14 protein-coding genes are annotated in these 16134 nt (G+C 62.0%); 9 read left to right on the forward strand and 5 right to left on the reverse strand.

Annotated elements, in window-relative coordinates:
* Together M6G53_RS08715 and M6G53_RS08720 are read right to left on the reverse strand one after the other, a co-directional pair.
* Window positions 1-996, reverse strand: coding sequence for an ABC transporter substrate-binding protein (locus M6G53_RS08715; RefSeq protein WP_253330565.1), 996 nt, complete (start codon window positions 994-996; stop codon window positions 1-3).
* Window positions 997-1000: 4 nt separating this feature from the next.
* Window positions 1001-3160: a TonB-dependent receptor gene (locus M6G53_RS08720; protein WP_253330567.1), complete on the reverse strand. Its 2160-nt coding sequence runs from the start codon at window positions 3158-3160 to the stop codon at window positions 1001-1003.
* 188 nt (window positions 3161-3348) lie between these two features.
* Between M6G53_RS08720 and modE the strand changes: the two genes are divergently transcribed.
* The 9 genes from modE to gpmA all read left to right on the forward strand — a co-directional run bounded on the left by modE (window position 3349) and on the right by gpmA (window position 12407).
* Window positions 3349-4140: a molybdenum-dependent transcriptional regulator gene (modE, locus tag M6G53_RS08725; RefSeq protein WP_253330569.1), complete on the forward strand. Its 792-nt coding sequence runs from the start codon at window positions 3349-3351 to the stop codon at window positions 4138-4140.
* 90 nt (window positions 4141-4230) lie between these two features.
* A complete protein-coding gene (gene modF / locus M6G53_RS08730; protein ID WP_253330571.1) occupies window positions 4231-5718 on the forward strand; it encodes a molybdate ABC transporter ATP-binding protein ModF in 1488 nt (495 codons plus the stop codon).
* A gap of 95 nt (window positions 5719-5813) precedes the next feature.
* Window positions 5814-6386: a cysteine hydrolase family protein gene (locus tag M6G53_RS08735; RefSeq protein WP_253330573.1), complete on the forward strand. Its 573-nt coding sequence runs from the start codon at window positions 5814-5816 to the stop codon at window positions 6384-6386.
* A gap of 165 nt (window positions 6387-6551) precedes the next feature.
* Window positions 6552-7370: a CPBP family intramembrane glutamic endopeptidase gene (locus M6G53_RS08740; protein WP_253330575.1), complete on the forward strand. Its 819-nt coding sequence runs from the start codon at window positions 6552-6554 to the stop codon at window positions 7368-7370.
* Window positions 7371-7654: 284 nt separating this feature from the next.
* Window positions 7655-8707: a galactose-1-phosphate uridylyltransferase gene (gene galT / locus M6G53_RS08745; protein ID WP_253330577.1), complete on the forward strand. Its 1053-nt coding sequence runs from the start codon at window positions 7655-7657 to the stop codon at window positions 8705-8707.
* A complete protein-coding gene (gene galK / locus M6G53_RS08750; protein ID WP_253330579.1) occupies window positions 8704-9855 on the forward strand; it encodes a galactokinase in 1152 nt (383 codons plus the stop codon). Before galT ends, galK begins: the two co-directional genes overlap by 4 nt.
* Entirely contained in the window at window positions 9849-10892 is a 1044-nt protein-coding gene (gene galM, locus M6G53_RS08755) for a galactose-1-epimerase (RefSeq protein ID WP_253330581.1), read from the forward strand. The genes galK and galM overlap by 7 nt, the downstream gene beginning before the upstream one ends.
* Before the next feature lie 197 nt (window positions 10893-11089).
* Entirely contained in the window at window positions 11090-11437 is a 348-nt protein-coding gene (locus M6G53_RS08760) for a PsiF family protein (RefSeq protein WP_253330583.1), read from the forward strand.
* Between the two features lie 217 nt (window positions 11438-11654).
* Window positions 11655-12407 (forward strand): 2,3-diphosphoglycerate-dependent phosphoglycerate mutase, encoded by a 753-nt coding sequence (gene gpmA / locus M6G53_RS08765; protein WP_019454020.1) that lies wholly within the window; start codon window positions 11655-11657, stop codon window positions 12405-12407.
* 49 nt (window positions 12408-12456) lie between these two features.
* Here the strand turns inward: gpmA and M6G53_RS08770 are convergent, their stop codons facing one another.
* From M6G53_RS08770 to aroG, 3 genes are all read right to left on the reverse strand, one after another.
* On the reverse strand, window positions 12457-13500 hold the full coding sequence (locus M6G53_RS08770) for a M48 family metallopeptidase (RefSeq protein ID WP_253330726.1): 1044 nt from the start codon (window positions 13498-13500) through the stop codon (window positions 12457-12459).
* Window positions 13501-13507: 7 nt separating this feature from the next.
* Window positions 13508-14698 carry a YjgN family protein gene (locus M6G53_RS08775; protein WP_253330728.1) on the reverse strand — a complete coding sequence of 397 codons (1191 nt, stop codon included), beginning with the start codon at window positions 14696-14698 and terminating at the stop codon, window positions 13508-13510.
* Between the two features lie 263 nt (window positions 14699-14961).
* Entirely contained in the window at window positions 14962-16014 is a 1053-nt protein-coding gene (gene aroG, locus M6G53_RS08780) for a 3-deoxy-7-phosphoheptulonate synthase AroG (RefSeq protein WP_253330585.1), read from the reverse strand.
* Window positions 16015-16134: the final 120 nt, after the last annotated feature.

Here is a 16134-nt window from a genome sequence, read left to right on the forward strand (position 1 = left end):
TCAAGGTTCCTTGTTGGCAAAAGCCGGAGCCGGCGGCGGCAAGGCCGCCAGGCCCCGAATCAAACGGCCCAGCGCCGCCACGGTGCGGGCAGAAGGGTCCATGTCGTAACCGGGGAGGATCACGTAGCGCCGCTGACGCACGGCGCGCAGCGTCGCGGTCAGCGGGTGATGCTCCAGAAAGGCGATCTTGTCGGCCGCGCTGTCGCCAAGGCCGCCGCGCGGCAGAGAGCCGAGCACGATCGCATCCGGATCGCGAGCGGCGATGGTTTCCCAGGACACCGTCGGCCACAGCTCGGGCCGATCGCCGAACAGGTTCTCGCTGCCGACGCTACGGCTCAGCAAGCCTGGCGCGCCGCAGCAGCCCGCCACATAGGGCGTTTGCGTGCCGGCATACCACCACAGCAGACGCAAATGCGGCAGCTGAGGGCGCTGCGCCTCAAGCGCCCTCAGTTGCCCGCGCAGCCGTTCGATCAGCGTTTCACCGGCGCGGCTGATGTTAAAAATGCGCGCCAGCTCCCGCAGCTCGGTGAAAATGTCTTCGAACGTCAGCGCGGCGGCGATCGCGCTTTGCTGGCCGCTGCAGGCGCCGGGAGAGAGGTAGCTGCCGATGCCCCATTCCGCCAGCCGCGCCCGATCGGGCGTTTCCGGGCTGTGCAGCCAGTAATAGCTGGCCGAATAGACAAAATCCGGCCGCATCAGCAGCAACGCTTCCGCCGTGGGCGGCGCCGGGCTGGTGGGCGCCCGCAGCGCATCGACCGGCGCCGTCGGCGCAGGATCGCGCGCGCGGTCATACCCGACCACGCCGATCGCACGGGCGGCCAGCCCCAGCGCCAGCAGGTTTTCCAGCGCCGGATTGGCGTAAACCAGCACCCGCTGCGGTGCCTGCGGGTAATCGCGCGTTGCCCCGCAATTTTGCAGGCTGACGGCATCGGCACGCAGCGGCACGCTTCCGCCCAATCCCAGGGCGCACAAGAGCAGGGCAAGCCAGCGTTTCACGCCGTCAGAACCTGACCGACACGAAGGTTTCATAGCTGCGCGGCGGCGCGATCAGCGCCTGGTCCGGGTAGGTGCGCTGATAGGCATACAGCTGGTTGGTGGCGTTGCGAATGCGAAAACCGACATCGACGATCGGCGTCAGCTGATAGTCCGCCGCCAGATCGAGCGTGGTGTACGCGCGCATCTTGCGCCGGTTGGCGTCGTCGTTGTAACTGCTGCCGACGTAGCGCAGCGAAGTAGCCAGCCCCAGGCGCGCCGTCGCCTGATAATGCACGCTGAGGTTGGCGGTCCAGTCCGGGATATAGGCCGGGCGATTGCCGTTGTAACTGCGCAGCGGGCTACCGCCGCGATAGTCGTCGTAGCGGGCATGCGTGTAGGCGGCGTTGCCGGCCAGCTCCCAGCGTTCGTCGGGACGCAGCACCACGCCAAGCTCGATGCCGCGCGACGTCTGCCTGCCTACCGCGTTCAACGCATCCGGCCGCTGCGCGTCGGGCACAAACAGGTTGTCCTTGCGCAGTTCGTACAGCGCCAGCGTCGCCTCGCCCTTGTTACCCCAGAACTGCCCTTTGGCACCGGCCTCCCACTGGCGCGCTCGCGTCAGCGGCAGATCGGTCTGCGCCGGGCTGAGGAAGAACAGATCGTTACCCGGCTCCTGGCCAGTGGTGTAGTTGGCGTAGAGCGTGAGGTTATCGGTGAACGCATAGCTGGGGCCGAAGCTCCAGGTGCTGAAAACGTAGGTGTGCGTGCGGCTCTCTTCCTGCGGCCCCTGGAAGCGCCAGTCCATGTTCATATGGTTGTAGCGCAGCTGGCCCAACAACGCTAAGCGCTCGGTCAGGCTGAAACGATCCTCGAGAAAGGCGGCGCACTGGTTCTGGGTAACGTGGCGCACCGGCGCGCCTTGGTGGTCGGTGCCCTGGGCGAACGGCTCTCTGGGCGGCGCCCAGAGCGGCACGTCTTCTGAGCCAGGGAAGCCGTTGGAGTAATACTGAAAATACCGTTTGCTCAGATCGAAGCCGACCAGCAACCGGTTATCGAACCCGGCGACGGCGCGGTCGAACACCAGCGAACTGCGGTTGCCGATCAGATCGTCATCGTGCGCCAGGGCACCGAAGGAGTCACGGTTGACATCGCCGGGCCGGACCGCCGCCGCGACGCGGAAACGCTCGACGTTGCGCCATTCGCGAAAGCCGCTGTAGTAATAGAATTGGTTATGCCATTCCACTTCGGGCGCCACGAACCAGTCCAGATTGGCCTGAAAGGCGGTGGCGTTGCTCTGGATGCGGCTGTCGGTGAGGTTGTTGTAATTGATGTCGCGCAGCTCGCCGGCAATGCGCCCATCCAGCAGCGGCGTGCCGTAGTACGGGTTGTTGGTGCGGTTGAGCATGCGATCCAGGCTCAGCGTCAACAATGCATCGTCCGTCAGTTTAAACAGCAGCGAGCCGGAAACCCGCTTCTGCCGATCGCGTTCGTCCTGCACGTTGCTGCCGCTGTCGTTGCCGCTGACGTCCAACCGGTACGCCACCGCATCGTCCACCAGCGCGCCGCCGGCCCCCAGATGCAACCGCTGGCTGCGGTAGCTGCCGAAGCCATAATCGAGCTCGAACGGCTGGCGGCTAAAGGTGGGCCGCCGCGAGATCAGGTTGACGCTGCCGCCTGCGGCGCTCAGGCCGTTCAAGGCCGACCCCGGCCCGCGCAGCACCTCGATGCTGTCGTAATGCGCCGGATCGCCCAGCTGCAGCGTGCTGCCGGGCATCTCCACGCCGTTATACAGCCAGGCGATCGGCCGGAAACCGCGCGCGGAAAAGTTGTTGGATAACGTTGGCGAAGCGACGCCGGACAGACCGGCGGCGTGCTCGACGGCGGCGGCCAGCGAGCGATCGCCCCGCTGCTGGATCGCCCTTGCGCTGATGATATCGACGCTGCGCGGCGTCTCCTGAGTCGTCAGCCCGAGCTGCGACGCGCTGCGGCTCACGGCGTTCAACGCATCGTAGCGCCCGGCGGGGGCCGCCGCCTCTACGGTGAGCTGTTCTTCGCATCCCGTGGCGTTGCGGGCTTTATCGCAGTCGGCGGCGTAGGCCAACGGTGCCGTCAGTGCACCGCCGATCCAGGCGGCAAGGCATAAAGATTTTCTGGGCGTGGCAAGACGCCGGCGTGTCGTACTCATGTGGAGCATCCCTGTGGTGAAATAAAAACCGGCCGCAGCCGGCGTAAAGCCTTCTCTTTTTTCTGTTATGTTATATTATAACAATAAAGCAATGCCAGTCTTTATTGCCCCGCACTCCACCGCGCTGCGCTTGGCGCTTTGCCGCCAAATCGGCGACAATAGGATTTTTGCCGCCGACAGGATGCGCTATGCAGGCCGAAATTCTTCTGACTCTTAAACTCCAGCAAAAGCTGTTCGCCGATCCGCGCCGCATCGCGCTGCTGAAACAGGTACGGCACACCGGCTCCATCAGCCAGGGCGCCAAACTGGCGGGCATCAGTTACAAAAGCGCCTGGGACGCCATCAATGAGATGAACCAACTGGCGGAACAAACGGTGGTGGAACGCGCCACCGGCGGTAAAGGCGGTGGCGGCGCGCAGCTGACGCACTACGGCCAACGCCTGATCCAGCTGTATGACCTGCTGGGCCAGGTGCAGCAAAAAGCCTTCGACGTGTTGCAGCAGGACGATCTGCCACTCGACAGCCTGCTGGCGGCCATCTCGCGCTTCTCGCTGCAAACCAGCGCGCGCAATCAGTTTTTCGGTACCGTGATCGAGCGCGATCATCAGCAGGTGCAGCAGCACCTGGCGATTTTGTTGAACGACGGCACCACTCGCCTGACGGCGGCCATTACCCAGCAAAGCGCCGACCGGCTGCAGCTGACGCCGGGCAAAGAGGTGCTGGCGCTGATCAAGGCGCCCTGGGTGCAGTTAAGCGTCGATATGGCGGAACATGTCGGCGCGGATAACGCGCTGGCGGGCGTGGTGGCCGGCATTCAGCCGGGCACTGAACACAGCGAGGTGCTGGTGACGCTGGCGGGCGGCGAAACCCTGTGCGCCACCCTGACGACGGCGGAGTTGCAGCGTCTGCAGCTCAGCGTCGGCGCCGCCGTACACGCCCTGTTCAACGCCGATCGCGTGATTGTCGCCACGTTGTGTTAAGCGCAACGTGACGTTGCGTTTTTGTTGATTGACATCCCCCTGCAATGCGCCTATTTCTAAGGCAAATAATTGCAAAAAAAGGAACAGGTGATGTCGTCGTTGCATATTTCGCAAGGTTCATTCCGCTTAAGCGATACCCGCACCCTGACGCTGGACGCGCTGGCGATCCAGGCCGGCGACAGCTGGGCCTTCGTCGGCGCCAACGGCAGCGGCAAATCCGCCCTGGCGCGCGCGCTGGCCGACGAACTCCTGCTGCTGAGCGGTGAACGCCGCAGCGATTTTCAGCACGCGGTGCGCATCTCCTTCGAACAGCTGCAAAAAATGGTCAGCGACGAATGGCAACGCAACAACACCGACCTGCTCAGCGCTGACGAGGACGACACCGGCCGCACCGCAGCGGAGATCATTCAGGAAGAGGTAACAGACGCCGCGCGCTGTGAGCGGCTGGCCGCGCAGTTCGGCATTACCGCCCTGCTGACGCGCCGCTTCAAATACCTCTCCACCGGCGAAACGCGCAAAACCCTGCTGTGCCGGGCGCTGATGCCCGAGCCTGACCTGCTGATCCTCGACGAGCCCTTCGACGGGCTGGACGTTCACTCGCGCACGCAGCTTGCCGCGCTGCTGAGCGAGCTTTCCGCCCAGGGCCAGACCGTGGTGCTGGTGCTCAACCGGTTCGACGAAATACCGGATTTTGTCCGGCAGGTGGGCGTGCTGGCGGACTGCACCCTGACCAGCCGCGGGCCGCGCAGCCAGGTGATGGCGGACGCGCTGGTGGCGCAGCTGGCGCACAGCGAAAACCTCAGCGGGCTGGCGCTGCCGCAGACCGAGGATCCGACGCAAAAGGGAGTCCTGCCGGCGGATCGTCCGCTGATCGTCCTGCGCGACGGCGTGGTCAGCTATAACGATCGGCCGATCCTCAATCATCTCGACTGGCAAGTTAACCCCGGTGAACATTGGCAGATCGTCGGCCCGAACGGCGCCGGCAAATCCACGCTGCTCAGTTTGATCACCGGCGATCATCCGCAGGGCTACAGCAACGATCTGACGCTGTTCGGCCGCCGCCGCGGCAGCGGAGAAACCATCTGGGAAATCAAGCGCCATATCGGCTACGTCAGCAGCAGCCTGCATCTGGATTATCGCGTCAACACCAGCGTGCGCAACGTGGTGCTGTCGGGGTTCTTCGATTCGATTGGCATTTATCAGGCGGTCTCGGATCGTCAGCGGCAGCTGACCGAACAATGGCTGGCGCTGCTCGGGCTCGACGGCGCGCGCGGCGACGCCCCGTTCCACAGCCTTTCCTGGGGGCAGCAGCGGCTGGCGCTGATCGCCCGGGCGCTGGTGAAACACCCGGCGCTGCTGATCCTCGACGAGCCGCTGCAAGGGCTGGATCCGCTCAATCGCCAGCTGGTGCGCCGCTTCATCGACGTGCTGATCGGCCAGGGCGCCACTCAGCTGCTGTTCGTCTCGCATCATGCCGAAGACGCGCCGCAGTGCATCACTCACCGCCTCAGCTTCGTGCCCGACGGCGAGGGCGGCTACGGCTACCAACACCAGCGGCTGGAAGCGGCATCCGCCTGAAACGCAGTGTAAACATATCCGGCAACACTTCACCGCAGCACATCACATTTGGCCTTTTATCATAGAAAGAAAGAAGGCCATTTTCTGGAGACGCCATGTCCGCTGCGTTGATTGTTATCGACCTGATCGAGGATCTGATCGGGCCCAAAGGGCGCGCCAACCACTGCCGCGAACAGGTGGTGGCAAACCACCTGCTCGCCAACGTCAATGCCGCCACGGCCTATGCCCGGGTGCGAAAGATTCCGGTGATTTGGGTACGGGTGGGATTCGCCGACGATTATCATGATATCCCGCCCCACTCGCCGCTGTTCAACCATTTGAAACAGATAGGCGCGCTGCGACTTAACAGCCCGGGCTGCCGCTGGATTCCCGAACTGCATCAGGAAGAGTCCGATCTGCTGTTTGAAAAAACGGCGGTTAGTGCCTTCTCCGGTAACAATTTGTTAGCCTGGCTGCGGCAACATCATTGCCACCATTTGCTGTTGGCGGGCGTCAGCACGCCGCTGGCGATCGAGAGCACCGCACGCCAGGCGCACGACGCCGGCTTCCAGGTGACCGTGCTGCACGATCTGTGCGCGGCCCCCACGCAGGAGATCCACCAGCAAAGCCTCGATACTCTGCAAAACCTGGCCGAAATCACCCGCTCGCAGGCCTGGATGAAAGGCTGAACGTCTTACCGCCGGTCCTGTGGGCCGGCACAATGCACGGATCCGTCACTGCCCCGACCTTTAGCGTCATTCGGGTGTGCTACTATCCGCTTTAGCGCTCAATTTCGCCATCATCGCACGCCGCAAAGGCGCTGAGCGCCGTGTACATATTTAAAGGGACATATTATGTGGGGCGTACTGGCTGCTTCGTTATTTTTCTTGCCGTTTAACCGGCTGATAGCCTGGGTGATCCTGGCCGCTTCGGCGGGCATGGGGCTTTATCATGGGGTACTGACGCCACTCAGCCTCGGTTGCCTGTTGGCCATCGTGGCGCTGGCGGGGCTGCGTCACCATTTTCGCGAGCGGCGCAATTTGGCGATCGCGCTCGAAGGGTTGGTGGTCGCCGGCTGCGTGGCGCTGTTCTTGCATCTGGTGCCAGGCATCCACAACCAGCTGATGATCGACGGCGGCAAAGCCGGCCCGCTCAGCGCACCGTTCACCATGTATTACAACTTCGACAAGGCGATGGTGCCCTTCCTGCTGTTCGCCTGCTTGCCCACGCTCTTCTCCGCCGAACGCGGCGGCAACGCCGGCAAGGCGGGTTGGATTGCGCTGTTGCTGGCCGTGCCGGCGCTGTTGCTGCTGGCCGTGGCGCTGGGCGGCTTAAAAATCGAGCTGCATGCACCCGCCTGGATCCTGCCATTCGTGATGGCGAATCTGTTCTTCGTCTGCATGGCCGAAGAAGCGCTGTTTCGCGGCTACCTGCAACAGCGCCTCAGCCAGTGGCTGGGGGCCTGGCCGGCGCTGATCGTCGCCGCCCTGGTGTTCGGCGCCGCGCATTTGGCCGGCGGCATGCTGATGGTGATCTTCGCGACACTGGCCGGCGTGATCTACGGCCTGGCATGGATGTGGAGCGGCCGCCTGTGGGTGCCGATTCTGTTCCATTTCGGGCTTAACCTGACCCATCTGCTGTTCTTCACCTATCCGCTGTATCAGCACCCCTGACGGCTGACGCCGGCAGAGAGCCTCTCTCTGCCGGTTGGCCGGGGTGAAAACGCTATCACCAATACCGCACCGCAACGCCGCGAATCATTTCGCAGTCAGCGTCTTCTTGCCCGCGCAGAGCTTTTCACCGAAGTGTAAACGATTCCATTTTCAGCGTTAGATCACCTTTTTGTCGCCGCGAGCATGCTATCTTTTTGCGCAATGTTCTCTCCCTGTTCAGCAACGGGCGTATCAAGACGGCAACTGAAAGCGATTACACCTCGTCACGCCAAGAAAGGAACCGTATGACGGCATTTAACCCTATCGACCATCCACACCGCCGCTACAACCCGCTGAGCGGCCAGTGGGTGCTGGTTTCACCGCACCGCGCCAAGCGCCCCTGGCAGGGCCAACAAGAGGCCGTCCCCACGGAAACGCTGCCGGCGCACGATCCCGACTGTTTCCTGTGCCCGGGCAACGCGCGCGTCACCGGCGATCGCAATCCGGATTATCGCGGCACCTACGTCTTCGCCAACGATTTCGCCGCGCTGATGAGCGATACGCCGCCGGCGCCCGACAGCCAGGATCCGCTGATGCGCAGCCAGAGCGCGCGCGGCGTCAGCCGGGTGATCTGTTTTTCTCCCGATCACAGCAAGACCCTGCCCGAACTGACGCTGCCGGCGCTGGAGCAGGTGGTCGCCGCCTGGCAGGCGCAAACCGATGAGCTGGGCAAACAGTACCCCTGGGTGCAGCTGTTCGAAAACAAAGGGGCGGCGATGGGCTGCTCCAACCCGCACCCGCACGGGCAGGTCTGGGCCAACAGTTTCCTGCCGAACGAGGCCGAGCGCGAAGATCGCCTGCAGCACGAGTATTTTCGGCAGCACGCCTCCCCGCTGCTGCTGGACTATGCGCAGCGCGAGCTGGCCGCCGGCGAACGCATCGTGGTGAACACCGAACACTGGTTGGCGGTGGTGCCCTACTGGGCCGCCTGGCCGTTTGAAACGCTACTGCTGCCGAAAGCGGCAGTGCAGCGCATTACCGATCTCAGCGCGGCGCAAAGCCAAGATCTGGCGCTGGCGCTGAAGAAGCTGACCAGCCGCTACGACAACCTGTTCCAGTGCTCCTTCCCCTATTCGATGGGATGGCACGGTGCGCCGTTCAACGGTGCCGACAACCGACACTGGCAGCTGCACGCCCATTTTTATCCGCCGCTGCTGCGTTCAGCCAGCGTGCGCAAATTTATGGTCGGTTACGAGATGCTGGCGGAAACCCAGCGCGACCTGACCGCCGAACAGGCCGCAGCGCGTCTGCGCGCCGTCAGCGATATTCATTACCGTGAAGCCGGAGCCCAAGCATGAGCCTGAAACCGCTTACCCATTCCCTGTTTACCGAACACTTCGGCTACGCGCCGGCGTTGACCATCCAGGCGCCGGGGCGGGTGAACCTGATCGGCGAGCACACCGATTACAACGACGGCTTCGTGCTGCCCTGCGCCATCGATTATCAAACCGTCATCGCCTGCGCCAAGCGCGACGACCGCCAGATCCGCGTACTCGCCGCCGATTATCAGAATCAGCAGGATCACTTCTCGCTCGACGATCCGATCGTCAGCCATCCCGATCAGCGCTGGTCCGACTATGTGCGCGGCGTGGTGAAGCACCTTCAGCGCCGCAATGCCGATTTTGGCGGCGCGGATCTGGTGATCGCCGGCAATGTGCCGCAAGGGGCGGGGCTCAGCTCCTCCGCCGCGCTGGAAGTGGCGGTGGGCCAGGCGCTGCAGGCGCTCTATCAGCTGCCGCTGGACGGCGTAGCGCTGGCGCTGAACGGCCAGGAGGCGGAGAACCAATTCGTCGGCTGCAACTGCGGCATCATGGATCAGCTGATCTCCGCGCTCGGCCGACGCGACAGCGCTCTGCTGATCGACTGCCGCTCGCTGGAAACCCGTGCGGTACCGATGCCGGACAACGTTGCGGTGGTGATCGTCAACTCCAATGTGCAACGCGGGCTGGTGGACAGCGAATACAACACCCGCCGCAAACAGTGCGAAGAAGCGGCGCGGTTCTTCGGCGTCAAGGCGCTGCGCGATGTCAGCCCCGAACAGTTTGCGGCGCGTCAACACCAGCTCGATCCGTTAGTGGCCAAACGCGCGCGCCATGTGATCAGCGAGAACGCCCGCACGCTGGCGGCGGCCGACGCGCTGGCGGCCGGCGATCTGCAACGCATGGGCCGGCTGATGGCGGAGTCGCACGCCTCGATGCGCGACGACTTTGAAATCACCGTGTCGCCGATCGATAGGCTGGTCGAGATCGTCAAAGCGACGATCGGCCCACGCGGCGGCGTGCGCATGACCGGCGGCGGCTTTGGCGGCTGCATCGTCGCGCTGATGCCGCAGGATCTCGTGGAGACGGCGCGTGCCGCCGTGGCGCACGAATATCCGCTGCAAACCGGCGGATTGAGGGAAACCTTCTATGTCTGCCAGGCTTCGCAAGGCGCCGGCCTATGCTGACGGCAACCACGGCAGTCGCCCCCGATGGGCAGCCTTACCAGCTGACGCAGCTGCAAAATGCCGGTGGCATGACGGTGACGCTGATGGACTGGGGCGCCACCTGGCTGTCCGCCGTCTTGCCGCTCAAATCCGGTGAAAAGCGCGAGCTGCTGCTCGGCTGCCGCAGCCCGGCGGACTATCAACGCCAGGGTGCCTATCTGGGCGCCACCGTCGGCCGTTACGCCAACCGCATCGCCAACGCCAGTCTGCCCATCGACGGGAAACCCCATGCGCTGGCCGCCAATCAGGGTGCCCACCAGCTGCACGGCGGCCCCGACGGTTTCCATGCCCGCCGCTGGCGCCGGGTCCAGCACGATGCGCAGCAGGTCTGCTATGCGTTGCATTCAGCGGAGGGCGATCAGGGTTTCCCGGGCAATCTCGAGGTACAGGTCTGCTACCGTCTGACCCCCGACAATCGCGTGGAAATCAGCTACCTGGCGCAGGTCGATCGCCCCTGCCCGGTCAACCTGACCAACCACGCCTATTTCAATCTGGACGGCGCCGGCACCGACGCCCGCGCCCAGCGGCTGCAGCTGTTCGCCGATCGCTATCTGCCCGTCGACGCCGAGGGCATTCCCTGCGCCGAGCTGACGCCGGTGGACGGCAGCGGCATGGATTTTCGTCAGCCGAAAGCGCTGCTGCAGGATTTCCTGCGCGACCGTGACCAGCAGCGGGTCAAAGGCTACGATCACGCTTTTCTGCTGCACCGCACCTGCGGCGCGCTGGAGAGCCCGGCGGCCCATTTGTGGTCCGCCGACGGGCAGGTACAGATGAGCGTGTTCACCGATGCCCCCGCGTTGCAACTCTACAGCGGCAATTATCTGGCCGGCACGCCGGCGCGCGATGGCGGCAGCTATGCCAACCATGCCGGTGTGGCGCTGGAAAGCGAGTTTTTGCCGGACAGCCCGCACCATCCGGAGTGGCCGCAGCCGAGCTGCTGGCTGCAACCGGGCAGCCGCTACCGCAGCGCCACGCATTATCAGTTTTATCCTATCTGACCCGCTACGCCCCTCGCCGCGCGGCCGGGGGCAATTTGTTATAAATACTTACCGTTTAACGCTCTCCCCCCATCGGCGCCCACCTTTCCTTATTCCAAAGCGCGCACTACACTCAGGCTACCGTGATAAGCACAACGCCTTGTGCAACGTCACAATTTTCGGCCGATGGCGGCCAATCAATAGCTGAAGGAACACCTATGCGTCTGATTACTGCACTTCCATTGCTGGCGGGCTTAATGCTGAGCACCAATCTGATGGCGGCCGACACCACGACGGCGACGAAAACGCCTTCTCCGGCGCAGGCGGCCCAACAGAAACGCATGACCGATTGCAACCAGCAGGCCTCCACCAAGTCGCTCAAAGGCGCGGATCGCTCCACCTTTATGAGCACCTGCCTGAAATCCGAAGGCACCGCCGCGTCGGGCAAAACCCTGACGCCGCAGCAGCAGAAAATGAAAACCTGCAACGCCGACGCCAAGACCAAGAATCTGAAGGGCGACGCGCGTAAAACCTTTATGAGCAACTGCCTGAAAAAATCGGCCTGATTTGCCCCACGCCACGGCGCGGCCGAAGTGATTTCGGCGCGCCGTTTCTCCCCCCTGCTGTGCCAGCCTGAACGATTCAGCTTTTTCCCTTCGCCAGCCCTTACTTTGCGGCAAGAAATTGGCTATGGTGAGACACTATCGATTGCCGAGCCCCGGCCCGCGGCAATATAATGATTTTCGTTATCATTGAAATGTCAGATTATTAAGGAGTTAAGCTATGGCTGTAACTAAGCTGGTTCTGGTGCGTCACGGCGAAAGCCAGTGGAACCAAGAAAACCGCTTCACCGGTTGGTATGATGTCGATCTGTCCGACAAAGGCCGCACCGAAGCGAAGGCAGCAGGCAAGCTGTTGAAAGATGAGGGTTTCACCTTCGATTTCGCTTACACCTCCGTACTGAAGCGCGCGATCCACACCCTGTGGAACATCCTCGACGAGCTGGATCAGGCCTGGTTGCCGACCGAAAAATCCTGGAAGCTGAACGAACGTCACTACGGCGCGCTGCAGGGTCTGAACAAAGCGGAAACCGCTGAAAAATATGGCGACGAGCAGGTGAAACAATGGCGTCGCGGCTTCGCGGTGACCCCACCAGAGCTGACCAAAGAAGACGAACGTTACCCTGGCCACGATCCGCGCTACGCCTCGCTGACCGAGCAAGAGCTGCCGCTGACCGAAAGCCTGGCGCTGACCATCGATCGCGTCATCCCTTACTGGGACGAAGAGATCCTGCCACGCATCAAGAGCGGCGAGCGCGTGATCGTTGCGGCGCATGGCAACTCGCTGCGCGCGCTGGTGAAATACCTGGATAACCTGAGCGAAGACGAAATCCTCGAGCTGAACATCCCAACCGGCGTGCCGTTGGTGTATGAGTTCGACGAGAACTTCAAGCCAATCAAACGTTACTACCTGGGTAACGCCGACGAGATCGCTGCCAAAGCGGCCGCCGTGGCTAACCAGGGTAAAGCGAAGTAATTTTGCCCGTTAACCAAAAAGCCCCCGGTGGAAACCGGGGGCTTTTTTATTACTGTCGCGGCCGCTGCGCCATCGCTTCGTCCACCGCCTCCAGCCTTTCCTGCATCGCCGGGTGGGTGCTGAGCCAGGCCGGCAGCGCCCAGTCATCGGCCTGTTCTCGTTCAGGCGCCTGCGCCAACGCGCGGTAGATCGCCGCCATTTGCACCAGCGAACGCCCTTGGCGCTGCATTTCCGCTATCGCGAACGCATCCGCCTCGCGCTCCATCCCGCGCGAGAACTGCATCTCATGCACCAAGGACGCAGACTGCAGCAGCGTATCGCCGATACCGCTGACGTCGCCGGTCATCCACATCAGCGTCAATGCCACCAATGACGAACGCACCAGCATGCGCATCGGGTGGCGATGCGCGTGATGCCCCATTTCGTGCAGCATCACCGCCGCCAGACCATCGTCGTTTTTCGCCAGGGCAACCAGACCATCGCTGAGCACCAGCGTGCCGTCCGGCAACATAAAGGCATTCGGCGCACCGGGCACCGCCATCAGCTTCAGCGACAGTGGCGTACGCTCCTGACGCATCTCGGCCGGCATCACCTGCCGGAACAGCTGCTGCAACGCCTGCTGCCGCTCGGCCGGCAATGCCGAGGGCGCGAAACCGCTCTGGCGCAAAAACGTCTGCGTGTGCGCGCCCAGCGTCTGTTCCATCGAGGTCGGGATACGCATGGCGATCTCGTTGCTCGCCCACGGCAATACCACGTAAACATAGGCCACCACCGCCAGCAACGTCATCAGCAGCGCCAGGGCGACGCCGCGTTTATGGCGTTCCAGACGATGCACCCAGCCCGGCGAACGGCGCTGATAGAACCAGCGGCGAAAGGCCGCATCGTCGTCCGGCACAAAGCGCGCACCGTCCTTAAAGGTCAGCGTCAGTGGAATATTGCCCAGCGCCGCAGAGACGGTGATGTCCGCCAAGGGGATATAACGTTGCTCATCCTGCCGCTGCAGCGTCACGCCCTCGCCGCTGTCGTTCACCAGCAGGCGAGCCGCCTCACGTGCGGCCCGCCCCGGCAACTGGTAGGTGCCCTCCAGGATCATTGGCGCCTCAGAAGCTGCCACCCAGATCCAGCGCCTGCACCGCTTCTTCAGCCATCGCGCTGTTGGCGGTTTCCTGATGCGCCGCGATGTCCAGCAACGCCAGATCGCCTTCAACCGCCGTGCACTCCGCCAGATAGCGGGCGTGACGCACTTCCGCCACCGGCGCAGCAAAGCCGAGCGAGAACAGCGTGATCAGAGTATTGGTGATCAACAGCCCCATGTACGGCAGCGTTTGCATCGAAGAGCGCAGTTTAACGTTGCCGTTCAGCGTCGCCTGGTTGAACAGATAGTTGCGTTGGGCAACAATCTGGTAGCTGCCGGCGATCAAAGCGCCAACCAGCAATACCACCATCATCAACAGCAGGCTGCCAATATTCTCCAGCACCAGCAAGTCGGCGGTTTCATCCGTCAGTATGCCCATCAATACCATCTGGTACAGCGACAGCATGAACGACCCCATACACACCAGCGCCGCCAACATAAACGGCAGGAAAATGAGCAGGCCGATCAAGGCAAATTTGATAAAGGCCGACTTTTTCAGCTCGGCAATAAACGGCGTGCGGCCGAAGAACAGATTATTAACGTACAGATCGTGCTGCAGCGCGCTAATAATACCGTTGACGGCGGCGAATGCCGGCACGGCCAACAGCAGCGTCAACACCAGCATCAGGCCGATGGCGTTAATGCTGTCAAAGCCGCTGCCAATACTGAGCAAAATGATTAAACCGACATAAAGCCCGATAATCAGTAATAGCGGGCAGAACAGTAGCGCCCAATAGGCGCGCCCGGTGCGGCAAACATAATTAAAACGCACGCCGCGATAGCTCGACATAATCGCATTGTAGCGCCAGCTGCGAATCACCACCCACGGCAGCAGGGCAAGCAACACCAATAAGACCATCAGCCCCAGCATGGGTACCATCGCCAGCAGGAGATAAAACACGATGATGCTGCCGATCACCAACAGTCGCCCTTTCAGAATTTGCAGCGGTTGCGCATGGTAATCGAAACGATCGCCGTCCAATTCCGTGTTGCCGTAAAAATAACGACGCCGACGCACCGTCGCCCAGGCGGAATAGATGCCCAGGGTCACGATGGTCAATAATGCGTTGACCAACCAAATAGCGAAGTACTCGCCACCTTTCCCGTGGAATTTAAGCCGGTGCAGCCCCAGCGGCTGCGAGGTATTGCTTGTCATCATTCTTTCTTCCTGAAAGTAATAGGCCATACCACTCCCCGCTTATTTGTCATGCGGGGTTTGTGGAATAAAAAATCGCCTTATATAAGCACAATGCCATGAGCAGTGACAATTATTCTTTTATTAAATAGGAATAATGCGAAGGGAGTCGCCTAATGATTTAATTAGCTTATCAATTGTAGGCCTTAAATTAGCGGGATATATAGAATTATGATGATCAAGATAAAAAAAGGCCCGCTGCCGGGCCCTTGTCATTTTCGCGATTAACCGCGTCGCGCTTTCACCGCCGCCGCCAGATCGCGCAGCACGGTTTCGGTGTCCTGCCAGCCGATGCAACCGTCGGTCACGCTCTTGCCGTAAACCAGCGGTTCGCCGCTTTCGAGGTTCTGGTTGCCTTCTACCAGGTGGCTTTCGATCATCACGCCGATGATCGCTTTTTCACCGCCGCTAATCTGCCCGCAAACGTCAGCGCTCACGTCCATCTGCTTTTTGAACTGTTTGCTGCTGTTGGCATGGCTGAAGTCGATCATCACCTGCGCCGGCAGCCCGGCTTTGCTCAGGCCGGCTTTGACGTCCTTCACGTGCGCCGCGCTGTAGTTCGGCTCTTTGCCGCCGCGCAGAATAATGTGACAGTCGCCGTTGCCGCTGGTGTTCACGATCGCCGAGTGGCCCCACTTGGTTACCGACAGGAAACAGTGCGGCGCGCCGGCGGCGTTGATGGCGTCGATCGCCACCTTGATGGTGCCGTCGGTACCGTTTTTGAAACCGACCGGGCAAGAAAGACCGGAGGCCAGCTCGCGGTGCACCTGCGATTCCGTGGTGCGCGCGCCGATGGCGCCCCAGCTCATCAGATCCGCCAGGTACTGCGGCGTAATCATGTCGAGGAATTCGCCGGCGGCCGGCAGGCCGCTGTCGTTGATCTCTACCAGCAGCTTGCGCGCCAGGCGCAGGCCGTCGTTGATGTTGAAGCTGTTGTCCATCTGCGGATCGTTGATCAGGCCTTTCCAGCCCACGGTGGTGCGCGGTTTCTCGAAGTACACGCGCATCACCACTTCCAGCTCGCCCTTCAGTTCTTCACGCAGCGCCAGCAGGCGCCCCGCGTACTCTTTAGCGGCTTGGGTATCGTGGATAGAACAAGGGCCAATCACCACCAGCAGGCGATCGTCGCTGCCGCGGAGGATATTGTGAATTGCGCTGCGGGCCTGAGACACCGTCTTTGCCGCACGTTCAGTGGCCGGGTATTTCTCCAGCAAAGCCACCGGCGGCAGGAGTTCCTTAATATCATTAATGCGTAAATCGTCGTTTTGGTAATTCATAGCTTTTCCATTCGGTATCGAGGGGTATTTCGCAGTGCGTAACGGTGTAGATCCCAACAATCTAGCCTGTGGGGATGGCGCTGTAAATCACCTTTGCCCCCCTCCGCTGGAACCGCCAAA

The sequence above is a fragment of the Serratia nevei genome, from assembly GCF_024160145.1.
GTDB classification, from domain to species: Bacteria; Pseudomonadota; Gammaproteobacteria; order Enterobacterales; family Enterobacteriaceae; genus Serratia; species Serratia nevei_A.

Coding starts and splice junctions, on each gene's coding strand:
- galK (WP_253330579.1), top strand. CDS start 8,704: ATGAGCCTGAAACCGCTTACCCATTCCCTGTTTACCGAACACTTCGGC.
- M6G53_RS08735 (WP_253330573.1), top strand. CDS start 5,814: ATGTCCGCTGCGTTGATTGTTATCGACCTGATCGAGGATCTGATCGGG.
- gpmA (WP_019454020.1), top strand. CDS start 11,655: ATGGCTGTAACTAAGCTGGTTCTGGTGCGTCACGGCGAAAGCCAGTGG.
- modE (WP_253330569.1), top strand. CDS start 3,349: ATGCAGGCCGAAATTCTTCTGACTCTTAAACTCCAGCAAAAGCTGTTC.
- galM (WP_253330581.1), top strand. CDS start 9,849: ATGCTGACGGCAACCACGGCAGTCGCCCCCGATGGGCAGCCTTACCAG.
- modF (WP_253330571.1), top strand. CDS start 4,231: ATGTCGTCGTTGCATATTTCGCAAGGTTCATTCCGCTTAAGCGATACC.
- galT (WP_253330577.1), top strand. CDS start 7,655: ATGACGGCATTTAACCCTATCGACCATCCACACCGCCGCTACAACCCG.
- M6G53_RS08770 (WP_253330726.1), bottom strand. CDS start 13,500: ATGATCCTGGAGGGCACCTACCAGTTGCCGGGGCGGGCCGCACGTGAG.
- M6G53_RS08740 (WP_253330575.1), top strand. CDS start 6,552: ATGTGGGGCGTACTGGCTGCTTCGTTATTTTTCTTGCCGTTTAACCGG.
- aroG (WP_253330585.1), bottom strand. CDS start 16,014: ATGAATTACCAAAACGACGATTTACGCATTAATGATATTAAGGAACTC.
- M6G53_RS08760 (WP_253330583.1), top strand. CDS start 11,090: ATGCGTCTGATTACTGCACTTCCATTGCTGGCGGGCTTAATGCTGAGC.
- M6G53_RS08775 (WP_253330728.1), bottom strand. CDS start 14,698: ATGACAAGCAATACCTCGCAGCCGCTGGGGCTGCACCGGCTTAAATTC.
- M6G53_RS08720 (WP_253330567.1), bottom strand. CDS start 3,160: ATGAGTACGACACGCCGGCGTCTTGCCACGCCCAGAAAATCTTTATGC.